This is a genomic window from Nocardia goodfellowii (assembly GCF_017875645.1).
Classification (GTDB): Bacteria; Actinomycetota; Actinomycetes; order Mycobacteriales; family Mycobacteriaceae; genus Nocardia; species Nocardia goodfellowii.
The window spans coordinates 3,162,491-3,179,880 of record NZ_JAGGMR010000001.1 but is presented as its reverse complement, the minus strand read 5'-3'; the positions used below and the strand labels follow the sequence as shown (position 1 = coordinate 3,179,880).

Here is a 17,390-nt window from a genome sequence, read left to right as displayed (position 1 = left end):
CTTCGAACCGGAACCTGCGCGGTCACCGGGGTGCTGGCCGACGATGTCCGCTCGCCAGCGCTTCGATCTCCTCGTGCGTGGGCATCGTGTCCGCGCATGCCAGCCGCCCGGCGACCAGGGCCCCGGCGGCATTGGCGTAGACGGCGATGCGTTCCGGACCCCAGCCCGCGAGCAGGCCATGGATCAGCGCGCCGCCGAAGCCGTCACCCGCGCCGAGCCCGCAGACGACCTCCACGGGGCACGGCGGCACCGTCCAGCGATCGGCTTCGGTAGCGATCAGTACCCCTTCGGCTCCGCGTTTGACGACCGCGAGGCGCACGCCCCGGGCGAGTATCCGGTCCGCCGCCTCGTCCGGATCGGCCGTCCCCAGCGCGACTTCGGTTTCGGTGCGGTTGCCCACCACGACGCTGACGTGGTCGAGCATCCAGGCGATCTCCGGGCGAGCCAGCGCCGGGTCCGGCCAGAACATGGGGCGATAGTCGAGATCGAGCACGGTGTGACCGCGACGGGCACGGCGGCGCAGGATCGCGCGCTGGGTACTGCGGCTGGCTTCGGCACTGACCCCGGTGCCCGTGACCCAGAGCAGCGGCACCTGTTCCACCAGATCCCAGGGGACATCCCGGGTTTCGATGGTCAGGTCGGGCGCGATCGGCGCGCGATAGAAGAGCAGCGGCGGGTCGTCGGGCGGGTCCAGCGCGCAGAAGACCACGGGGGTCTGCAGATTCGGCGAGGTCCCGACGTAACGTGCGGTCACGCCGAAGCTTTCGAGCGCGGACCGCACGTAGTCACCGAAACCGTCGGGCCCGACCTTGGTGAGCACCGCGCTGCGCCTGCCGAGGCGAGCGGCGGCGACCGCCACGTTGGTCGCGGTGCCGCCCAACGACTTCGCGAATGTCTCGACCTCCGCGAGGGGTACCCCGCTCTGCTGCGGGTAGAGGTCGACGCCGACCCGGCCGATGGTCAAGACCTCGAGCTCGGTCACGAGGGATTCACCACCCGCTGGAGTTCGTGTTCGAGTACGTCCAGTTCCGCGCCGCCCGCCATCTGGCGCGTCAGATCGGAGACATCGATCTCGGACTTGGCGTAGGAGCCCAGGACGGCACCACGTTTGAGGAGCAGGAAATGGTCGCCGACCGGATAGGCGTGGTGCGGATTATGGGTGATGAGGACGACGCCGAGCCCACGGTCGCGCGCTTGCACGACGTAACGCAGGACCACGCCCGCCTGCTTGACGCCGAGCGCGGCGGTGGGCTCGTCGAGAATGAGGACCCGCGCTCCGTAGTGCACCGCACGCGCGATGGCGACGCATTGGCGCTGGCCACCGGAGAGCGTGCCGACCGGCTGCTCCATATCGCGGATCTCGATGCCCATGTCGGACAGACCCTTTCGGGCTATCTCCCGTCCCTTGCGACTGTCCAGCATGCGGAACGGCCCGGCTCCGATGGTGGGTTCGGAACCGAGAACGAAGTTGCGCCACACGCTCATCAGCGGGACGACCGCCAGATCCTGGTATACGGTCGCGATGCCTTGATCCAGAGCCGCACGGGGAGAGGACAATCGGGTGGTCTCGCCGTCGATCCGCAGCTTGCCCCGATCGTGCTGGTGCACACCGGCGAGAATCTTGATCAGCGTCGACTTACCCGCGCCGTTGTCGCCGAGCACGCAGACCACCTCACCCGCGCGCACCGCCATCGAAACATCTTCCAGGGCAACGACGCCGCCATAGCTCTTGCCGATATCGATGGTTTCGATGAGTGGCGCGTTCATCGCCGTACCCTTTCGGCTCGCTTCTGAAAACGGTTGTTCACCAGCACCGCTGCCAGCAGGAGCACGCCGAGGAAGAGCATGAACCAATCGCTGTCCCAGCGTGCGAACACGATGCCCTGGCGTGCCATACCGAAGATCAGCGCGCCGATCGCGGCGCCCACCGCGGAACCGAAGCCGCCGGTGAGCAGGCAACCGCCCACCACCGCCGCGATGATGTAATGCAGCTCCAGGCCGATGCCCTGATTCGCTTGGACACTGGTGAAGCGCAGGATCATGCAGGAGCCGACGACCCAGCCCGCGAAGGCGGTGGTCATGAACAAAATGATCTTGGTCCGGTCGGCGGGTACACCGACCGCCCGCGCGCTGGGCAGCGATCCGCCGACGGCGAAGATCCAGTTGCCGAACTTGGTGCGGGTCAACACGAATGCCGCGATCGCGGTCAGCACGATCCACCAGAGCACCGACGCCTGCACACTGGTGCCGCCGATCCGCAAGGTCGAGGCGAAGACCGATCCCGCGGACTCATAGCCCGGCGCGCTGCGGATCCCCGCCACCTGCACGGTTCCCGTGACGAGCCTGGTCACACCGAGATTGAGGCCTTGCAGCGCCAGGAACGTGCCGAGCGTCACGATGAAACTCGGCATCCCCGTGCGCATGACGAGCCAGCCGTTGAATGCTCCGACCGTCAAAGCGAGCAACAGCGAAACCAGCAGCGCGAGCCAGACATTCCAGCCGGCGTGCACCGCCAGCAGCGCGGTGACCAACGCTGTCGACGCGGTCATCACACCCGCCGACAGATCGAATTCACCGCCGATCATCAGCAGGGCCACCGCGACCGCCATGATGCCGAGGGTGGACGCGTCGTCGAGCCAGTTCGCAATGCCCATCGGGCTGAGGAAACGCTCGGTGATGAGGGAGAAGAACACGAACACCAGCAGGGCGCCGAGGGCGGCGCCCACCTCCGGCCGCACGAGCATCCGGTGCAGCAGCGAGGGACCGGCCGCCACCTCGCTCGACTGCTCCGAAACCGGGGTGGCAACGGTCATGTCATCGCCTCCTGCTCAGCGGGTGCCGCGCGATACCAGGGCGGCGACGGCTTCCACATTGTTCTTGTCCACGAACGCCGGGCCGGTCTGCACGGGCGCGCCGCCGCCGAGCGTGTTGCGGTTGGTCTGGTACAGCTTCAACAGCACGATCGGCAGGTAGCCCTGCTCGTACTGCTGCTGGTCGACCGCGAACAACAACTTGTCCGCCTTGATCGCCGCCACCACATCGGCATTCAGGTCGAAGGTGGCGATGGCCGCGGCGGAGTTCGCTTCTTTGACCGCGTCGACGGCGCGGGCCGCGACCTGGGAGTTCAGGGTCAGCACCGCGTCGATGGAGCGATCGGCCTCCACCGCGCCTTTGATCCGGGCCTGGGCGTCGGTGGGGTTGTTGATGTCGACCTGCAGTGTGGTGCCGGTGCCGAACGCTTTGGTGGCCCCCTCGCACCGCTGATTCGCGCCGATGTTTCCGGCTTCGTGAATCACGCAGAGCAGCTTCTTCTTTCCGGCGTCCGCCAGCCGCTTGCCCGCGTTCGACCCGGCCAGGGTTTCGCTCTGGCCGACGTGGGTGATGGCGCCGAAGGCCGCGCTCTCGTTCTCGCCGGAGTTGACGGTGACCACCGGAATACCCGCCGCCACCGCCTTTTCGATCGAGGTGCGCAACGCGTCGGGATTGGCCATGGAGACGACCAGACCGCCGACACCCTGCGCGACGGCGTTGTCGATGAGCTTGGCCTGCTGGCCCGGATCACCGGAGGAGTTGTAGTCGACGCGGACGCCCAGATCCTTGCCCGCCTGCTCGGCGCCGTTCTTCACGACGTTCCAGAACGCGTCACCCGCGCTGCCGTGGGTGACGACCGCGACCGACTCCAAAGTGCCCTGGGCGCCCGGGGATTCGGTCTTGGCGGGCTCGTCCGATCCGGGCCCGCTACAGGCCGCCAGAACCGCCGCCGCCGCTATCCACGGCACCAACCGACGTACGCGCTGTCTCGACATCGTTGTCATCACTTCCCAACTAGATTTCCACCCGACGGCGGTTGAAATTGCGGTGTTCACTACGCCCTGCGTGGTCACGCTTCGCTACCGCCTTCGGGCGCTGAGCTCACACCGCGCCGCGGTGCTGATCCCCGCGAGGCTGCGCAAGCTGTGTTCGGTGTCCCGGCGTGGCTGATCGGCCGGGCCGGCGGGCGCCAGCGCGGTGTCCTGTTCGATGACATACCAACCGCGGTATCCGGTTTCGTGCATGCCGCGCACCAGCGCTGCGATATCGACATCGCCCTCACCCAGCGGAACATACAGTCCCTGACGCACCGCTTGGCTGTATTCGAGTTTGCCGCCGCGGATTTCGCCGGCGAGTTCGCTTCGCACGTCCTTGAGATGGACGTGCCCGATCCGGTCGGGATGGCGGCGGGCCAGCTGCAGCGGGTCGGTGCCGCCGATGAGTAGATGCCCGGTGTCCAGGCACAGGTCCAGGTCCGAGTCGGCCAGGAAACGCTCGACCTCGGCCTGGGTTTCGATCTGGGTGCCGACGTGCGGGTGCAGGACGGCACGCAAGCCGTGCTCGGCGGCGATATCGCGCGCCGCGGCGGCGGTTTCGATGAGGGTGCGCCACTCGGCGGCGCTCAGGGGCGGGCGGCTGTCGTAGCCCGCGAGACCGGTGGCGGCCGCCAGGACCAGTATCTCGGCACCGGTCGCGGCGAACAGCGTGGCCGTGCGGCGGACGGTGGCGAGGGCGTGTTCGGGTCGGCAGTGCAGGGGGACGGCGAGGAATCCGCCGATCGCGCGCATGCCGAACTCCGTCAGCAGCGCGCGCAGCTCCCCCGGATCGGCCGGCAGATAGCCGGGCGGTCCGAGCTCGGTCGCGGTGATGCCCAGCGCGGCCATCTCCGCGAGCACGGTGCGGGCGTCGAGGACGTGCCCCCAACCGGGCACCTCGCAGACACCCCAGGAGATCGGCGCGCCCGCGATACGCGGCGGGTGGAACGGTTCGGCCATCAGGACTCTCCGACCTGTGCACGAGCGCTCGCGGATTGGAGCGCTCCAACTATGTAACGCACGCCACAGTGTGTCAAGAGGTGTGCGGTCACGCCGGAAAGCCGGGTTACCTCGAAAGACAGCGATATTCAGCCGAAGCGGCGGCGGTCGCGCGGGCAGTTAGAGCGCTCTATTGCCTCCTCGATACGGACCTTGTAACGTGCGAGCGGCACGGGCACCGGAGCGGGCGCATCGCCTGCCGGGTCCGGCGGACCGGAGGCGAGATGGGGCGACCGACCATGGAGGATGTCGCCCACCGCGCCGGTGTCTCCCGCGCTCTGGTCTCGCTGGTCATGCGCAACTCGCCGAAGGTCAGTGAGCACCGCCGCCGCGCCGTGCTGGAAGCCGCGAAGGATCTCGGCTATCAGCCGCACATCATGGCGCGCTCGCTGGCGAGCCGGACCTCGAACATCGTCGGTGTGCTCGTCTCCGATCTGCGCAACGCGTTCTTCGCCGATGTGGTCGAGGGAATGGACAGCGCGGCACAGGAACTCGGCTTCGAACTCATCCTCAACACCGGACGCCGCAGCGCCGCCCGGGAGCGCACCGCGTTGGACAGCCTGCTCGCCTTCCGTCCTGGCGGCATCATCCTACTTTCCCCCGTACTGCCCGCCGCCGCCATTCGTGTTGCGGCGCAACAGGGTCCGGTCGTGCTGGTGTCGCGAGGCTCGACCGTGCCGGAGGTCGACACCGTCAACGACGACGGCGAAGCCGGTTCCGCGTTGGCCGTCGATCATCTGGTGTCTCTCGGGCACCGCCGCATCGTCCACATCGACGGCGGCGCGGCCTTCTCCGCCGCCGCCCGCCGCCGCGGCTACCGCGCCGCCATGCAGCGCCACGGCCTGGAGCCGATGGTCGTGCCGAGTGAGCACACCGATTCCGCCGGTCTGGCCGCCGTCCAGCAGCTACGGAACCTCTTCTCTCCCAGCGACTTTCCCACGGGGCTGGTGTGCGGCAACGACTTCAACGCCGTGGGCGCGATGTCCGGGCTGGAGGAGGCCGGCTTGCGGGTGCCCGAGGATGTGTCGATCGTCGGCTATGACAACACCTCGCTGGCCGCACTCCGTCACGTCTCGCTCACCACCATCGATCAACCGCGTATCCGAATGGGCCGTCTCGCCCTCGAGGCGCTCGCCGAACGCCTACGCGACGGACGCACCGCCCCGGTCCGCCGCCGGGTCGAACCGTCCCTCGTCGTTCGCGCCACCACCGCCGCCCTCACCTGAGCGGCGCCACCGACAGCGCACGCAACCAAGGAGTTTCGATGACCACGACCGACCTCCGCATCGGCCTCGCCGGCACCGGCCGCATCGGCGCCGCCCACGCCGAGACACTCAAAGCACTGCCCGGCGTCGGCTCCGTGATCGTCGCCGACGCGGACGCGCCCCGCGCCCAGGCGATCGCCAGCAAACTCGGCCTGGAGTTCGCCCCCGACGTCGAAACCCTGCTGGGCTCCGGCCTTTCCGGTCTGATCGTCGCCACGGCCACCGACTCGCACCCCGAACTCATCACCCGCGCGGTCGATCGCGGTATTCCGGTGTTCTGCGAGAAACCCGTCGCGGCCGATATCCGCGGCACCCTCGCGGTCCTCGAGCACCTCGAAACCTCTGATGTCCCGGTACAAATCGGCTTTCAGCGCCGCTTCGACGCCGGATATCGCGCGGCCCGCGCGGCCATCGCCTCCGGTGAACTCGGCTGGCTGCACACCCTGCGCGCCACCACCCTCGACCCGGCGCCACCGCCCGCCGAGTATGTCGCCCGCTCAGGAGGATTGTTCCGCGACTGCGGCGTCCACGATTTCGACATCATCCGCTGGGTGACCGGCCGGGAGGTGGTCGAGGTCTACGCCACGGGCGGCAACCGCGGTGCCGAATTCTTCCGCGCCGCGGCCGATGTCGACACCGCCGCCGTCCTGCTCACCCTGGACGACGGCACCCTCGCCACGGTCTCGCTGTCCCGCTACAACGGGGCCGGTTACGACGTCCGTCTAGAGGTCCTGGGCTCGCGCGGCAACGCCATCGTCGGTCTGGACGCCCGTGCTCCGCTGCATTCCGTCGAATCCGGCTATCCCCCGGCCACCTCCCCCGCCTACCCCAACTTCATGGAGCGCTTCCACCCGGCTTACACCGCCGAACTGCGCGCATTCCTCTCGGTCGCCACCGGCGCGATCCCCACCCCCTGCCACCCCACCGACGCCCTGGAAGCCTTCTACATCGCCGAAGCCTGCGATCTCTCCCGCCGTGAGGGCCGCCCGGTCGCCCAGCACGAGGTGCGGCAGCGGTAGTCCGAACAGGCCGCGGTGGATTGTCATACCCCGGTGCGACACTGGAGGTAGACAGCGTGCCCGCGCTGATCGAAGCCGAAATACCTTGGGGGGGTTCCCATGTCGCATGTCCTGCCCACCGCTGTGTCGATCGTGTGCGTCGCCACCGCCGTCACCGCCTTGCTCGCCTCCGCGTTCACCGACGCGTGTGCCGACCGCGCCGCCCGGGCGGCCGAATCCTGCTTCATCAACGGCGATCTGCCCACCGACGCCTACTTCACGAACCGATCCCGCTCCAGCTTGTACCAGCGTCTCACCCTGCGATTTCTCGCCTCGGGCGTGGTCTTGATGCTGGTGGGCACCGCCGTATCGGGATGGGCCACCTGGCAATACATCCACAGCGCACATTGACGCCGAAATTCGGGTGCGATCCGGCCACGGCCGTCCTACCGTGGCCTGGTGCGAAAGACACCTCAGGAGAAGAAGCAGCTCAGCGACCCACCCGCGGGTGCGTACGGCACGTGGAAACCGGCACAGCGGGCAGCGAACACCGGGAGCCCAGCATGACAGCCTCCCTGCCCGACGGGTACGAAATCTCCACCGACCCCACCCGTCTCGATGGCGACCGCATCCATCAGTGGCTGTCCACCGATTCGTACTGGGCCATGGGGCGCACACGAGAAGCGCAGGACGCGGCCGTCACCGGATCGCTGAACTTCGGTGTCTACGAGACTGTTTCCGGCGTGCAGGTCGGGTACGCGCGAGTAGTGAGCGACCTGGCGACCTTCGCGTGGCTCTGCGATGTCTACATCGATCGGTCGGTTCGCGGGAAGGGATTCGGCATCGCGCTGGCGACCGCCATCCGCGACCATTTCGCATCGACGAGCGTGCGGCGCATTCTGCTCGCCACCGGCGACGCCCACGGCGTATACGAGAAGGTCGGGTTCCACCCGCTGGAGACCCCGGAGGAATGGATGATCCTGCGCTTCTCAGCTGGGGAGTAGCCGGGAGACCACCTCGGCGAGCTGCCGCACGTTGCGGCATTCGTGCATGGTCACCTGTTCGGCGTAGCGGTGGGCGGCGGAGTCGCCGGTCGGCCAGGACCGCGCCGGTTCCGGGTTGAGCCAGTAGACATGTTTGGCACGTTCGCACATCTGTTGCAGCGCGGCGAGATTCGGGTCGGTACGGTTGGTGCGGGCGTCACCGAGGATGAGCAGGGAGGTGCGGGGCCCGAGCGCGTCGAGGTAGTGCTCGGTGAAGCCCTGGAAGGCCTCACCGTAATTGCTGCTGCCGAATCGAGCCACCCGGGATTCGCGCACAATCCGGGCCGACAAGCCGGGCTCCGGCGGTTCGCCGGGCGTGAAGAAGCCGGTGATCTCGTCGCAGGTGTCGACGAACCCGAAGCTGCGGACCCGGCTGAACTGGTCCTGCAAGGCCTGCACCAGTTGCAGGGTGAATTCGGCGAAACCGGTGACCGAGCCGGAGAGGTCGGCGAGTACCACGAGGTCGGGGCGGCCGTGTTTACGCGCGCGCAGCACCGGATCGACCGGGACGCCGCCGGTCGCCATGGAGCGGCGCAAGGTGCGGCGCATGTCGATCTGGCCGCGGACCGCCTTCTTGCGCCGGGCGGCCAGACGGGTGGCGAGCTTACGCGCCAAAGGACTTACCAGGCGGCGCATTTCGGCGAGGTCCTGTTCCCGCGCGCCGAGGAAATCGATCTGGTCGGTGGCCGATTCGATGCCGCGGCGCGCGATGTAGTCGGTGCCGCGCAGCTCGGCGGAACGCAGGCGCGCCTCGGTTTGGACCTGGGTGCGGAAATCGGCCAGCCGGCGCTGGGCCTCGATCGTGTGCACCGCGGTGTCGAGTTGACCGGAGCCGCCCATCGACTCCACGATGCGATCCCGAAGCTCTTCCGGGCGAAGGTTTTTCATGGTGAGGTAGGAGGACCAGCCCGCGCCGGAGGCGGTGGTGACGGGCTGATCGGATTGTCCGGCGCCGACACCGCCGTACCCGCCGAGCATGGTGAGCGCCTGCCGCGCGAGTTCGGTGACGGCGGCGGGATCGTCCTGGGCGAGCGCGTCCACCAGGCGGTCACGGAGCGCGTCGACGGAGATCTCCGGAACCTGCTGCGGCAGTTCGGAACCGAGGAAGTACAGGTCGAAAAGCTGATCGAAGATCGTCCGCTGCCCGTTGCGGCGCAACAGCGTCGCGGCCAGTCCGGACCTCAGCCTGTTCGGGTCCGATAGACCCAGGGCGAGAATCGCCTCGGCCGCGTCGACGGTTTCACTGGGACCCGCATTGATGCCGTGCTCACGCAGGATTCCCACGAAGTCCACCAGCCGATCGGTCATCGTCCGGCTGTCCGACACGCTCACCACCGCCGCTCCCGCCGGTCGGAGTCCGGGTCGAGCAGCGCCAGCCGTTCGATCGCGGTGCGATGGTCGGACTGATACTTCAGGAGCACGCCGAGGGTCGAGCGCACCACGCCGCTGGACAGATTCTGGGCCCCGAGCGTCACCAATGTCCTTGCCCAGTCGACGGTTTCGGCGATGGACGGAGACTTGCGGAGCGGAAGTTGACGGAGAGCGCCCACCACCTCCACCGCGGATGCGGCGACGACCTCGTCCAGTTCGGGCACTCGCAACCGGACGATCGCGCGTTCCAATTCCGCTGTCGGATAGTCGATGTGGAGATAAAGGCAGCGCCGCTTCAACGCTTCGGACAGATCGCGGTTGGCGTTCGAGGTGAGGACGACGAACGGCTTCCGGACGGCGGTGATGGTGCCGAGTTCGGGGATGCTGACCTGGAAGTCGCCCAGCACCTCCAGCAGCAGCCCTTCGAGTTCGACGTCGGCTTTGTCGAGTTCATCGATGAGCAGGACGGTCGAGTGCGGGTTGCGGATCGCCGCGAGTAGCGGCCGTTCGAGCAGGAACTCCTCGGTGAAGACGTGACCGCGGGTGCTGTCCCAGTTCTCCCGCTCCGCCGTGATCCGCAGCAATTGTTTCGCGTGGTTCCACTCGTAGAGCGCGCGGGCCTCATCGATGCCCTCGTAGCACTGCAACCGCACCAGGTCCGAGATGGTGGCCGCCGCCACCGCCTTGGCGAGTTCGGTCTTGCCGACACCGGCGGGTCCCTCGATCAGCAGCGGCTTGCCCAGGTGCCCGGCGAGGAACACGGCGGTGGCGATGTCGGTGGACGGAAGATAACCCGCCGCGGACAGCCGCGCGGTCACCTCGTCTACCGACGCAAAGAACTTACTCATCGGTAACCAGTGTAGGGATGGCTCAGTACGCCTCGGGCGCGGCCTGGATACGGCCGGATTCGATCGCCTCCAGCATGACCTGACGGTCGGCGACGGTCTGGTCGGCGTACGCGTGCGCGAAGTCCGCGATCGCTGTGTCGAAGACGTCGCTGGTGCCGAGGTAGGCGGCGATCGCGACGCGATCACCAGAGCGCGCGTGTGCTCGTGCCAAAGTCGCCCCGCAGAGTTCAGCGTAGGCCGCCAGCACCGGAGCGGGCATTTCCTCCAGCACGACCGATCCCTTCATGTCACGCAACTGACGCACGTAGTAGTAGCGGTGCTCCAGACCGGTCGCCCAGCCCAGCAGGATGTCACTGGTCGCCTGCATCAGCCGCTGGCCGGCCACCACCCGATGGCCCTGGTGCCGGAATCTGCTCGGTTTCAAATAGGGCGCGAGGATCGACGCCTCCGCCTGCTTCGCCTGAAGAAACAGCGGATCGCCCGTATACAGATCGGCGAGCAGCAGGATGAAGCAGCGGGTGCCGACGCTGCCGACGCCGACCACCTTGCGCGCGGTGTCGACCAAGCGGTACCGATCCACCAGCGGCCGGCGCTCCTCGGCGATGGTGCGGCGATAGTCGCCGAAAGCGGCACCGACCACCCCGTTCTCCGCCTCGGTCGCCACCACGACGAACGGCGGCCGCTCGCGGATGCACGGGGTGCCGTCCGGCCCCGGCCTGGTCAGCTTGTGCAAGGCCTGGGCGCTGGTGCGGGCCCGCGCGTCGGCGATGATCTTCGCCGCGCCTTTGCGAAACCGCACCTTGTGCATCAGTTCCTCGACCGCCTGGGCGTTGGTGCGTTCGTACCAGACCGTCATCGCGTCCATCCTCGCCAGCCGATGCATGGCCTCCCGGTACCCGCGCACCCCCGCCAGCGCCGCCTGCTGCGCCTGCGCGTCGGTCCCGCCGTTGGCACGGGTCGCCACCACAACGCTGGCGGTCAGGCGTTTGACATCCCATTCGAAGGGGCCGGGCAGGGTTTCGTCGAAGTCGTTGAGATCGAAGACAAGATCCCGTTCCGGGGACGCGAACAGCCCGAAGTTTGACAGATGGGCGTCGCCACAGAGCTGGACGGTGAGGTCGGTGTGCGGCACGGTCGCGAGGTCGGCGGCCATGATCGCGGGCGCGCCGCGATAGAACGGGAACGGGCCGGTCGCCATGCGCGCATACCGGATGGGCACCAGGTCCGGGACGCGAGTCCGCGCCTGCCGCTCCAGAATGCTGACCGGATCGGCGCGATGCTTCGCGGGCCGCCATCGCGCGTGCGCGCTGCGCGGCACCTGTTTGCGGACCGCCCGGCCCGCCGCGGCCGCTGGGCGCTGGTCCTGGGCAATCGTCGCGCGCGTCATCTGCCCAGTCTGGTGCCGAAAGCCCGAGGTCGGCAAGCAACTGGCAAACACTCGGGAGTCGCGCGTCGCATTGGGGCGGGCTGCCGAAAGGAGGGTTAACCCCACCGGGACCTCAGGGTGCACCCCGACGACGTCTCATACCCGAGAATGAGATCTCCTTCGAATGTGTTCCCACCAGTGACCATTCCGCCCGAGTACGGCACAGTGTCAGGTGTGCGAACACCGCGAACGCGGACGTTCGCCGTAGAGTCGAAAGGATTTACGTTGCATACGACGAGAAAGTCCGCCGCCCGACGCACCTTGGCCCGCGTCGCCATCGCCGGCGTCCTCACCGCGATCCCGTTGACCGCCTTGGCCGTTCCCGCCTCGGCCACCCCGGCCGTCCCCAACGTCACCGAGGTCCGCCACGGCGACGACTGCCACCGCCACCGCCCGTGGGACCACAACAGCTGGGACGACCGGCGACATGACCGCTGGGATGACGACTGGGACAACTGCGAACGCCGCCGCAAGCCGCACGACCCGTTCAACGGCTTCGGCCACCACCGGCCCCCGGGGCTCTTCTTCGGCAGCAGCTAGTTAGCATTCTGGTCAGCACCCCGCTGGGAATCCGGTGGGGTGCTCAGTGTTTCCGGACCCGGTAGCGCTGCACCTCGGCCGCGAAATCTGGATGCGCGGACACGATGGGCTTCCACCGTGCCGTTCATCCATACATCCGCGGAAAACCGTGAGCGACTCCAGGCCAGCATCGCTACCAGCAACGGGATCGGCAGGCATCCGGGCACCAACCGCGAAAGCCAAAGGCAGGTAGAGCTGTTCGAGCTCGAATGATCGCGCCGCGAGGACGCCTGCGATCGTCAGCGGTATCGCCAGCAGTGCGAGCACCGCGATCCGCCGGAAACGACGCACGTCGCGCACGCGGAATTCGCAGGCACGACAATCGAATCTGACGCGCGCCACGGCAGGTTCCTCGTCGCCGCATCGAGCGCAACATTGCCCCCGCGGTCCGCAGCTCCGACAGCCGTCCACTCGAATTGACTGTGCAGGTATGGGTTTCAAAGGCCAGCGAGCCGAGTTTGCTGGACAGCTCCGGCATCGGTTTACTCAGCACCAGCTCCGTCGGGCCGGTCGCGAGCGTCGGCGTCCACTCCGGGTTGATCTCCTGTCGTAGACGATCTGCTGTCGGACCCTGTCATTCCACAGCCAGCCCCGCTGCTGCCAGTCGCGAAAATACGCTTCCGGATCGATCTGGAATGACCATTGCGATCCCCTTCCTGCCAGCACCTCGGCAACCGATTCGCATCGCAGCGCCTTCACACCAAATGCCTCATCAGCGCAACCGCGGCCCCAGAGGGTGTGATTACCAGTCCCCACAGACGGGAGCGCGAGGCATCCCTCCCGGGTTTAGGGGACAACCCCTAGTACCGAGGAGCTGCGAGATCGTTCTCGAGGATGAAAGTTCCCTGGGAACTTGCTGGTAACAGCGCTTTTCGCGATTTCTTAGGTCAGAGTTGAGATGTGCGAAAAGCCTTCGGCAACACCGAACGCGGCCCCGCACAACCGAACTGACAGAAAGGTCCCGTGGTGTTCTCTACCTCGAAGCCCCGCACGCTCACCCGCATCACCATTGCCGGCGCATTCGCCACCATCGCGTTGTCCGCCTTGGCAATTCCCGCCTCGGCCGAGCCGGCCGCACCGAACGCCACCGCCATCGGTCAATACGACGACTGCGAACCCACCGCCCCCTGCTGGGCCGACAGCTTGAACAACCCCGCCAACCCCCTCAGCCCCCTCAACCTCAACCACCCGGCGAACCCGGCGAGCGCCCTCAGCCCGCTCAACCCCTACAACCCCGCCAACCCGAACCACCCATACCAGCAGCCGACCACCTAGTCCGCCACCACCGAACCCGTTGTCGCGAAACAGCTTCACTGCTAGCCTCAGTCCGCTTGCCTAACGCAATACGGGGGTGGAGATGCCTGGCGCATCCGCGGAAAAACGGCCACACGAGCGCACTCTGAAATCCCGCCGAGTCTCCTACACATTGCCCGCCGCCGTCGCCGTCTCCCTGCTCTCCGCAGCCTGCGGCACCCCAGACCGCCCTGCCACCCCCACCCCCGTCGCGACAACCAGCGCAGACGACCCCACCAACGTGGCGGTATGCGTCGACCCGCAAACCTCGATCCGAGTCGCCGACGATCGATGCAAAGCGGACACCACCAAATACCGCCACTTCTGGTACCCCCACACCCCGGATCTGCTGTACCCGGCTATTGGTGCGGCGATCATTGTCGGGGCGGGGACGTTCGTGCGGCCGGTGAGCGGGCGGCTGCGGGAGAGTGGGGTGCCGACTGGTGGGGGGAAGGTTGTGCGTGGTGGATTCGGGAAGTCGAGTAGCGAGAGCAGTGGAAGTTGAACCGCCGGTAAGTATCGACGACTTCATCGGATTAGTTGCCGAAAGTCCTGGCTGCTATGCGGCCAATGGCAGAGCTACGTCGCTGACATCTCTGGCTCCGATTTGAGGTGCCGAAGGAGCGCGCGGACATCGGCTGCATCCATACCCGCCCCGGCGGCAGGTTCTTCTTGGAGGTCAGCGAGCCGCTGCACACCAGGATCATCGAGGATTCTGCCCATGAATTCCAGCTTGTCCTCGAGGCGCTCGGCTACCTGCTCGTCGACAGTCCTGCGAGCCACCAGAACTGTAACTCTCGTCTCGGTGCCGGGAGCCAAACCGAGGCGATGGATACGGTCGAGACTCTGCAAGAACCGTCCGGCCATGAAGTCGCGGTCCACGTACACGGCATCATGACAAACCTGGTGGAGACTGATTCCCTCGCCCAGTGTCGCCGGATTGGATATCAGAACATGGCAGTCAGCATCCTGCCGGAAGCGTCGCAGCTGCTCTTCACGGTCTGGTGTGCCGCCGTGGACCACCGCCGGGTTATAGCTCCCTAACAGGTTCTCCAGAGTCGTGATACTGCGCACAAAGGTAGTCCACACCAAGGTCTTTCGGCCCTGAGCAGCGTTACTGCCAACAATCGCCAAAGTCTCTTGATACTTCGGAGAAAGCTCGATACTCGGAAGATTCTGCAGAAGTTCATACAAGGAGTCGCCGGGGTCTGGCTCGATCGGAGGCAGTTGGTACTCCAACGGTTCGTAGCGACTCGCACCTTCCAGGAGCAGAGCCGGACATGTTGCCGCCATCAGCAGTCTCAGCATCGCCCGGCCCAGCGCCTCGATGTTCTGTCGAGAGCCTTCAGCACGGGCCGAGAAATTCCCCTTCAAGGCTTCGTAGATTTCCGAATGCCACCTCGGCATATTCAGGTACCGAATCTTTGGTTCAAAGGGCGGCAGCCCCAGTTCATGCTTTGTTGTCCGAGTGAATAGCGGGCGCAAAACGGAACTGGCGTAGGCCAAGTCACCACCAGCGACGGCTTCGGTCACCACTCTTTTGCCGTGGCCAGGCCAGACGAACGACAAGAGATTCTCCAAGTCCTTCGCGCCATTGGGGGCGGGCGTGCCGGTGAGGATCAGACGCCTGTCTGCCAGAGGGCCCAACGCCAAGCAAGCAGCACCGTACGTGCCGCTCGCTCCCAGTTTCATTCGATGGGCCTCATCCAGTACGACCATCGAAGGGCCCGACCGCAGCCAGGAAGTAAGGTCTGCCAGCCTACGGTCGAGCCGCTCGTAATTCACGATGCGGAGTTCCGCCAGCGGATCCTCGGATCGCCCGGCCACAGCGGTTCGCAAGGGCTCTTTGAAGCAGGCGGAGTTCTCGAACTCCCATGCCTCGTGAGCGGACTTCGGTCCGACAATCAGTAGCCGCCCAGCTTCCCCGCGCTCGCGCATCGCGGCATATACCGCGAATGCAACGCGTGTCTTGCCGGCACCCGGGACACTGAAATTGGCTCCGTGGCGCAACGAAAGCAAATGCGCTATGTCCCGCCGCTGAAAAGATGTCAGGTCGGCAGTCCAATCGGTACCAAGCAGATCGACTACGTCTTCCGGATGGACAGTTCCGCGATCGCCCTCGGTCCGCCCTCCTGTCAGGCTGCGCTCAACCGCCTCGGTGTCGTCGAGAACGCCATTGACCAACGCCCCCAACTCGGAGTCCCACTCGACATCAGGATGAGCCCACATGGCCAGCTCGCCGATATTGACGAGTAGGTCATCGAGGTCCATTTCCGCGGAGAGCGGGCCCAATTGACCACTCGCAGCCATACGTGCCACCAACTGAGCGAAGTCGGCCTGGTATGCCGGCGATGTGCGCAGTTCGACCCTGGTTCGAGTGACATCGAAACGCAGCAACAGTGAGGGCGCTGGGTCACCCATGATCCGGCCGCTTCACATTCACAGCGGCGACCAGCCAGTCCAAACCGGCTCCTGGCAGATCAACGGTCCGCTTCGCTTCGAAAGCTAGCCTTCCAAGAACGGTGCGGAGCTGGTCGAGCGCGTCATCGAACGCTCCTTCATCAAGGCTTGAGCTTCCCCTGGACGTGACGAGATCGGTGATGGACAGCTCGATATCTTTGCACGCGTCACCGATTCGGTCTGGGGCAGCCAGCCGCTTCTTCCGCAGCCGAAAGTCGCGTCCCGCACCGTCGAGTGCTTCGTTGAAGGCTTCGCGGTAAGACCGTATGACTAGCGCAGAGGCTGCACGATCCTCAGGAGTTGAACCAGTCACCTCAACAGCTTTGGTCTGGAGCAGTGCATCGGTCAAAGCGCGGGCCTCCATGACTTCTGGTCCTTCTGCCTTTACGCTCCTGCCTAAGCCTGGAATAGCTTTTGGCGCCGTAACGACCTTCGCCGGCTTCAGATTCTCGGGCAATTTCTTCTCAAGATATTTCTTCGGAAATTCGGGGTCGATGTAGCGAACATCAGTCTTCGAGAATTCCAAGATAATCGCCGCGAAACGCGTTTCCTTCAGAATATCTGCGCGCTCTTTATTTTTTGCGTGCTCGTCACGGTATGCACGATACAGCTCGAAAAGCCTCTCTTTAGCACCTTCCAGGTCCATCAAACGCAGCGATGGACCTCCACCCTTCTTACTGCGTGCAATCAAATCCTTGAGCTGCGCGAGAACCCACAAGTCGCGTTCAACCGATTTACTGTCCGTATGAAAAGCCCTGGCAATTACCGACAAATCGCGATTTAGAGTTACTCTTTGCTCCTCGATCGCGAGTAGACGATTGATATAGGAGTAGTCGCGTCGCTCGTCAAAGCGTAGCTGCAGCGACAACTCGACATCGTTGATATCGTCCCAGGTGCAGGATGAAGGCAGCACTCCTACACGCATGCTGACAACTGAGAGTTCCCGCAAGGCAGCACACCGCGTGTTGCCGTTGACGAGGATCCCATCCCGGGTGATAAGACCGGGCTCGAGCTGCTTATGTTGTTCGAGATGGCCCTTCAGGTCTTCGAAATCCGGGTCACGGTGTTCGGGCGCCGACGGCCTTCGCGTCAGTAGATGCCTCAGATAGTCTTGGCTCTCCGCGCTCCAGGGATCTTTCGTAAGCGCCGCGTCACGACTCGGATCGAGTTCGCGCTGGGCTCGTATACGATGAGTGCTCGGATTGTAATAAAGATCCACCAATGGCATATCGATAACCTCGAGATGCAACGGCGCACCCCGCC

General features: G+C 65.8%; 16 protein-coding genes. 6 read left to right on the top strand and 10 right to left on the bottom strand.

Annotated features, from left to right (window positions below):
* Positions 1 to 22: 22 nt before the first annotated feature.
* The 5 genes from iolC to BJ987_RS14295 all read right to left on the bottom strand — a co-directional run bounded on the left by iolC (position 23) and on the right by BJ987_RS14295 (position 4,805).
* Positions 23 to 982, bottom strand: a complete 960-nt coding sequence (gene iolC, locus BJ987_RS14315; protein ID WP_209889428.1) for a 5-dehydro-2-deoxygluconokinase — start codon at positions 980 to 982, stop codon at positions 23 to 25.
* On the bottom strand, positions 979 to 1,767 hold the full coding sequence (locus BJ987_RS14310) for an ATP-binding cassette domain-containing protein (protein ID WP_209889427.1): 789 nt from the start codon (positions 1,765 to 1,767) through the stop codon (positions 979 to 981). Before BJ987_RS14310 ends, iolC begins: the two co-directional genes overlap by 4 nt.
* Entirely contained in the window at positions 1,764 to 2,813 is a 1,050-nt protein-coding gene (locus tag BJ987_RS14305; RefSeq protein ID WP_245365963.1) for an ABC transporter permease, read from the bottom strand. Before BJ987_RS14305 ends, BJ987_RS14310 begins: the two co-directional genes overlap by 4 nt.
* Before the next feature lie 15 nt (positions 2,814 to 2,828).
* Entirely contained in the window at positions 2,829 to 3,806 is a 978-nt protein-coding gene (locus BJ987_RS14300) for a sugar ABC transporter substrate-binding protein (RefSeq protein WP_245365962.1), read from the bottom strand.
* An 84-nt stretch (positions 3,807 to 3,890) separates the two neighbouring features.
* Positions 3,891 to 4,805 (bottom strand): TIM barrel protein, encoded by a 915-nt coding sequence (locus tag BJ987_RS14295; protein ID WP_209889424.1) that lies wholly within the window; start codon positions 4,803 to 4,805, stop codon positions 3,891 to 3,893.
* Positions 4,806 to 5,068: 263 nt separating this feature from the next.
* Between BJ987_RS14295 and BJ987_RS14290 the strand changes: the two genes are divergently transcribed.
* From BJ987_RS14290 to BJ987_RS14275, 4 genes are all read left to right on the top strand, one after another.
* Positions 5,069 to 6,070, top strand: a complete 1,002-nt coding sequence (locus tag BJ987_RS14290; RefSeq protein ID WP_209889420.1) for a LacI family DNA-binding transcriptional regulator — start codon at positions 5,069 to 5,071, stop codon at positions 6,068 to 6,070.
* Between the two features lie 38 nt (positions 6,071 to 6,108).
* Positions 6,109 to 7,128 carry a Gfo/Idh/MocA family protein gene (locus tag BJ987_RS14285; RefSeq protein ID WP_209889416.1) on the top strand — a complete coding sequence of 340 codons (1,020 nt, stop codon included), beginning with the start codon at positions 6,109 to 6,111 and terminating at the stop codon, positions 7,126 to 7,128.
* A 99-nt stretch (positions 7,129 to 7,227) separates the two neighbouring features.
* Positions 7,228 to 7,518, top strand: coding sequence for a hypothetical protein (locus BJ987_RS14280; protein ID WP_209889413.1), 291 nt, complete (start codon positions 7,228 to 7,230; stop codon positions 7,516 to 7,518).
* 152 nt (positions 7,519 to 7,670) lie between these two features.
* Positions 7,671 to 8,111 (top strand): GNAT family N-acetyltransferase, encoded by a 441-nt coding sequence (locus BJ987_RS14275; RefSeq protein ID WP_209889410.1) that lies wholly within the window; start codon positions 7,671 to 7,673, stop codon positions 8,109 to 8,111.
* Here the strand turns inward: BJ987_RS14275 and BJ987_RS14270 are convergent.
* From BJ987_RS14270 to BJ987_RS14260, 3 genes are read right to left on the bottom strand one after another with little or no spacing between them, the layout of a single operon-like run.
* Positions 8,097 to 9,482, bottom strand: a complete 1,386-nt coding sequence (locus BJ987_RS14270; protein ID WP_307869604.1) for a vWA domain-containing protein — start codon at positions 9,480 to 9,482, stop codon at positions 8,097 to 8,099. The genes BJ987_RS14275 and BJ987_RS14270 overlap by 15 nt on opposite strands.
* On the bottom strand, positions 9,479 to 10,369 hold the full coding sequence (locus tag BJ987_RS14265) for an AAA family ATPase (protein WP_209889406.1): 891 nt from the start codon (positions 10,367 to 10,369) through the stop codon (positions 9,479 to 9,481). The genes BJ987_RS14270 and BJ987_RS14265 overlap by 4 nt, the downstream gene beginning before the upstream one ends.
* Before the next feature lie 22 nt (positions 10,370 to 10,391).
* Positions 10,392 to 11,756: a DUF2252 domain-containing protein gene (locus BJ987_RS14260; RefSeq protein ID WP_209889405.1), complete on the bottom strand. Its 1,365-nt coding sequence runs from the start codon at positions 11,754 to 11,756 to the stop codon at positions 10,392 to 10,394.
* Between the two features lie 264 nt (positions 11,757 to 12,020).
* On the opposite strand from BJ987_RS14260, the gene BJ987_RS14255 reads away from it, so the two are divergent.
* Positions 12,021 to 12,335, top strand: a complete 315-nt coding sequence (locus tag BJ987_RS14255; protein WP_209889402.1) for a hypothetical protein — start codon at positions 12,021 to 12,023, stop codon at positions 12,333 to 12,335.
* Between the two features lie 1,005 nt (positions 12,336 to 13,340).
* Positions 13,341 to 13,649, top strand: a complete 309-nt coding sequence (locus BJ987_RS37255; RefSeq protein WP_245367874.1) for a hypothetical protein — start codon at positions 13,341 to 13,343, stop codon at positions 13,647 to 13,649.
* 597 nt (positions 13,650 to 14,246) lie between these two features.
* Here the strand turns inward: BJ987_RS37255 and BJ987_RS14245 are convergent.
* Complete coding sequence (locus tag BJ987_RS14245; protein WP_209889399.1) at positions 14,247 to 16,088, bottom strand: DEAD/DEAH box helicase; 1,842 nt, start codon at positions 16,086 to 16,088, stop codon at positions 14,247 to 14,249.
* Positions 16,081 to 17,355, bottom strand: a complete 1,275-nt coding sequence (locus tag BJ987_RS14240; protein WP_245365960.1) for a ParB N-terminal domain-containing protein — start codon at positions 17,353 to 17,355, stop codon at positions 16,081 to 16,083. The genes BJ987_RS14245 and BJ987_RS14240 overlap by 8 nt, the downstream gene beginning before the upstream one ends.
* Positions 17,356 to 17,390 lie beyond the last annotated feature (35 nt).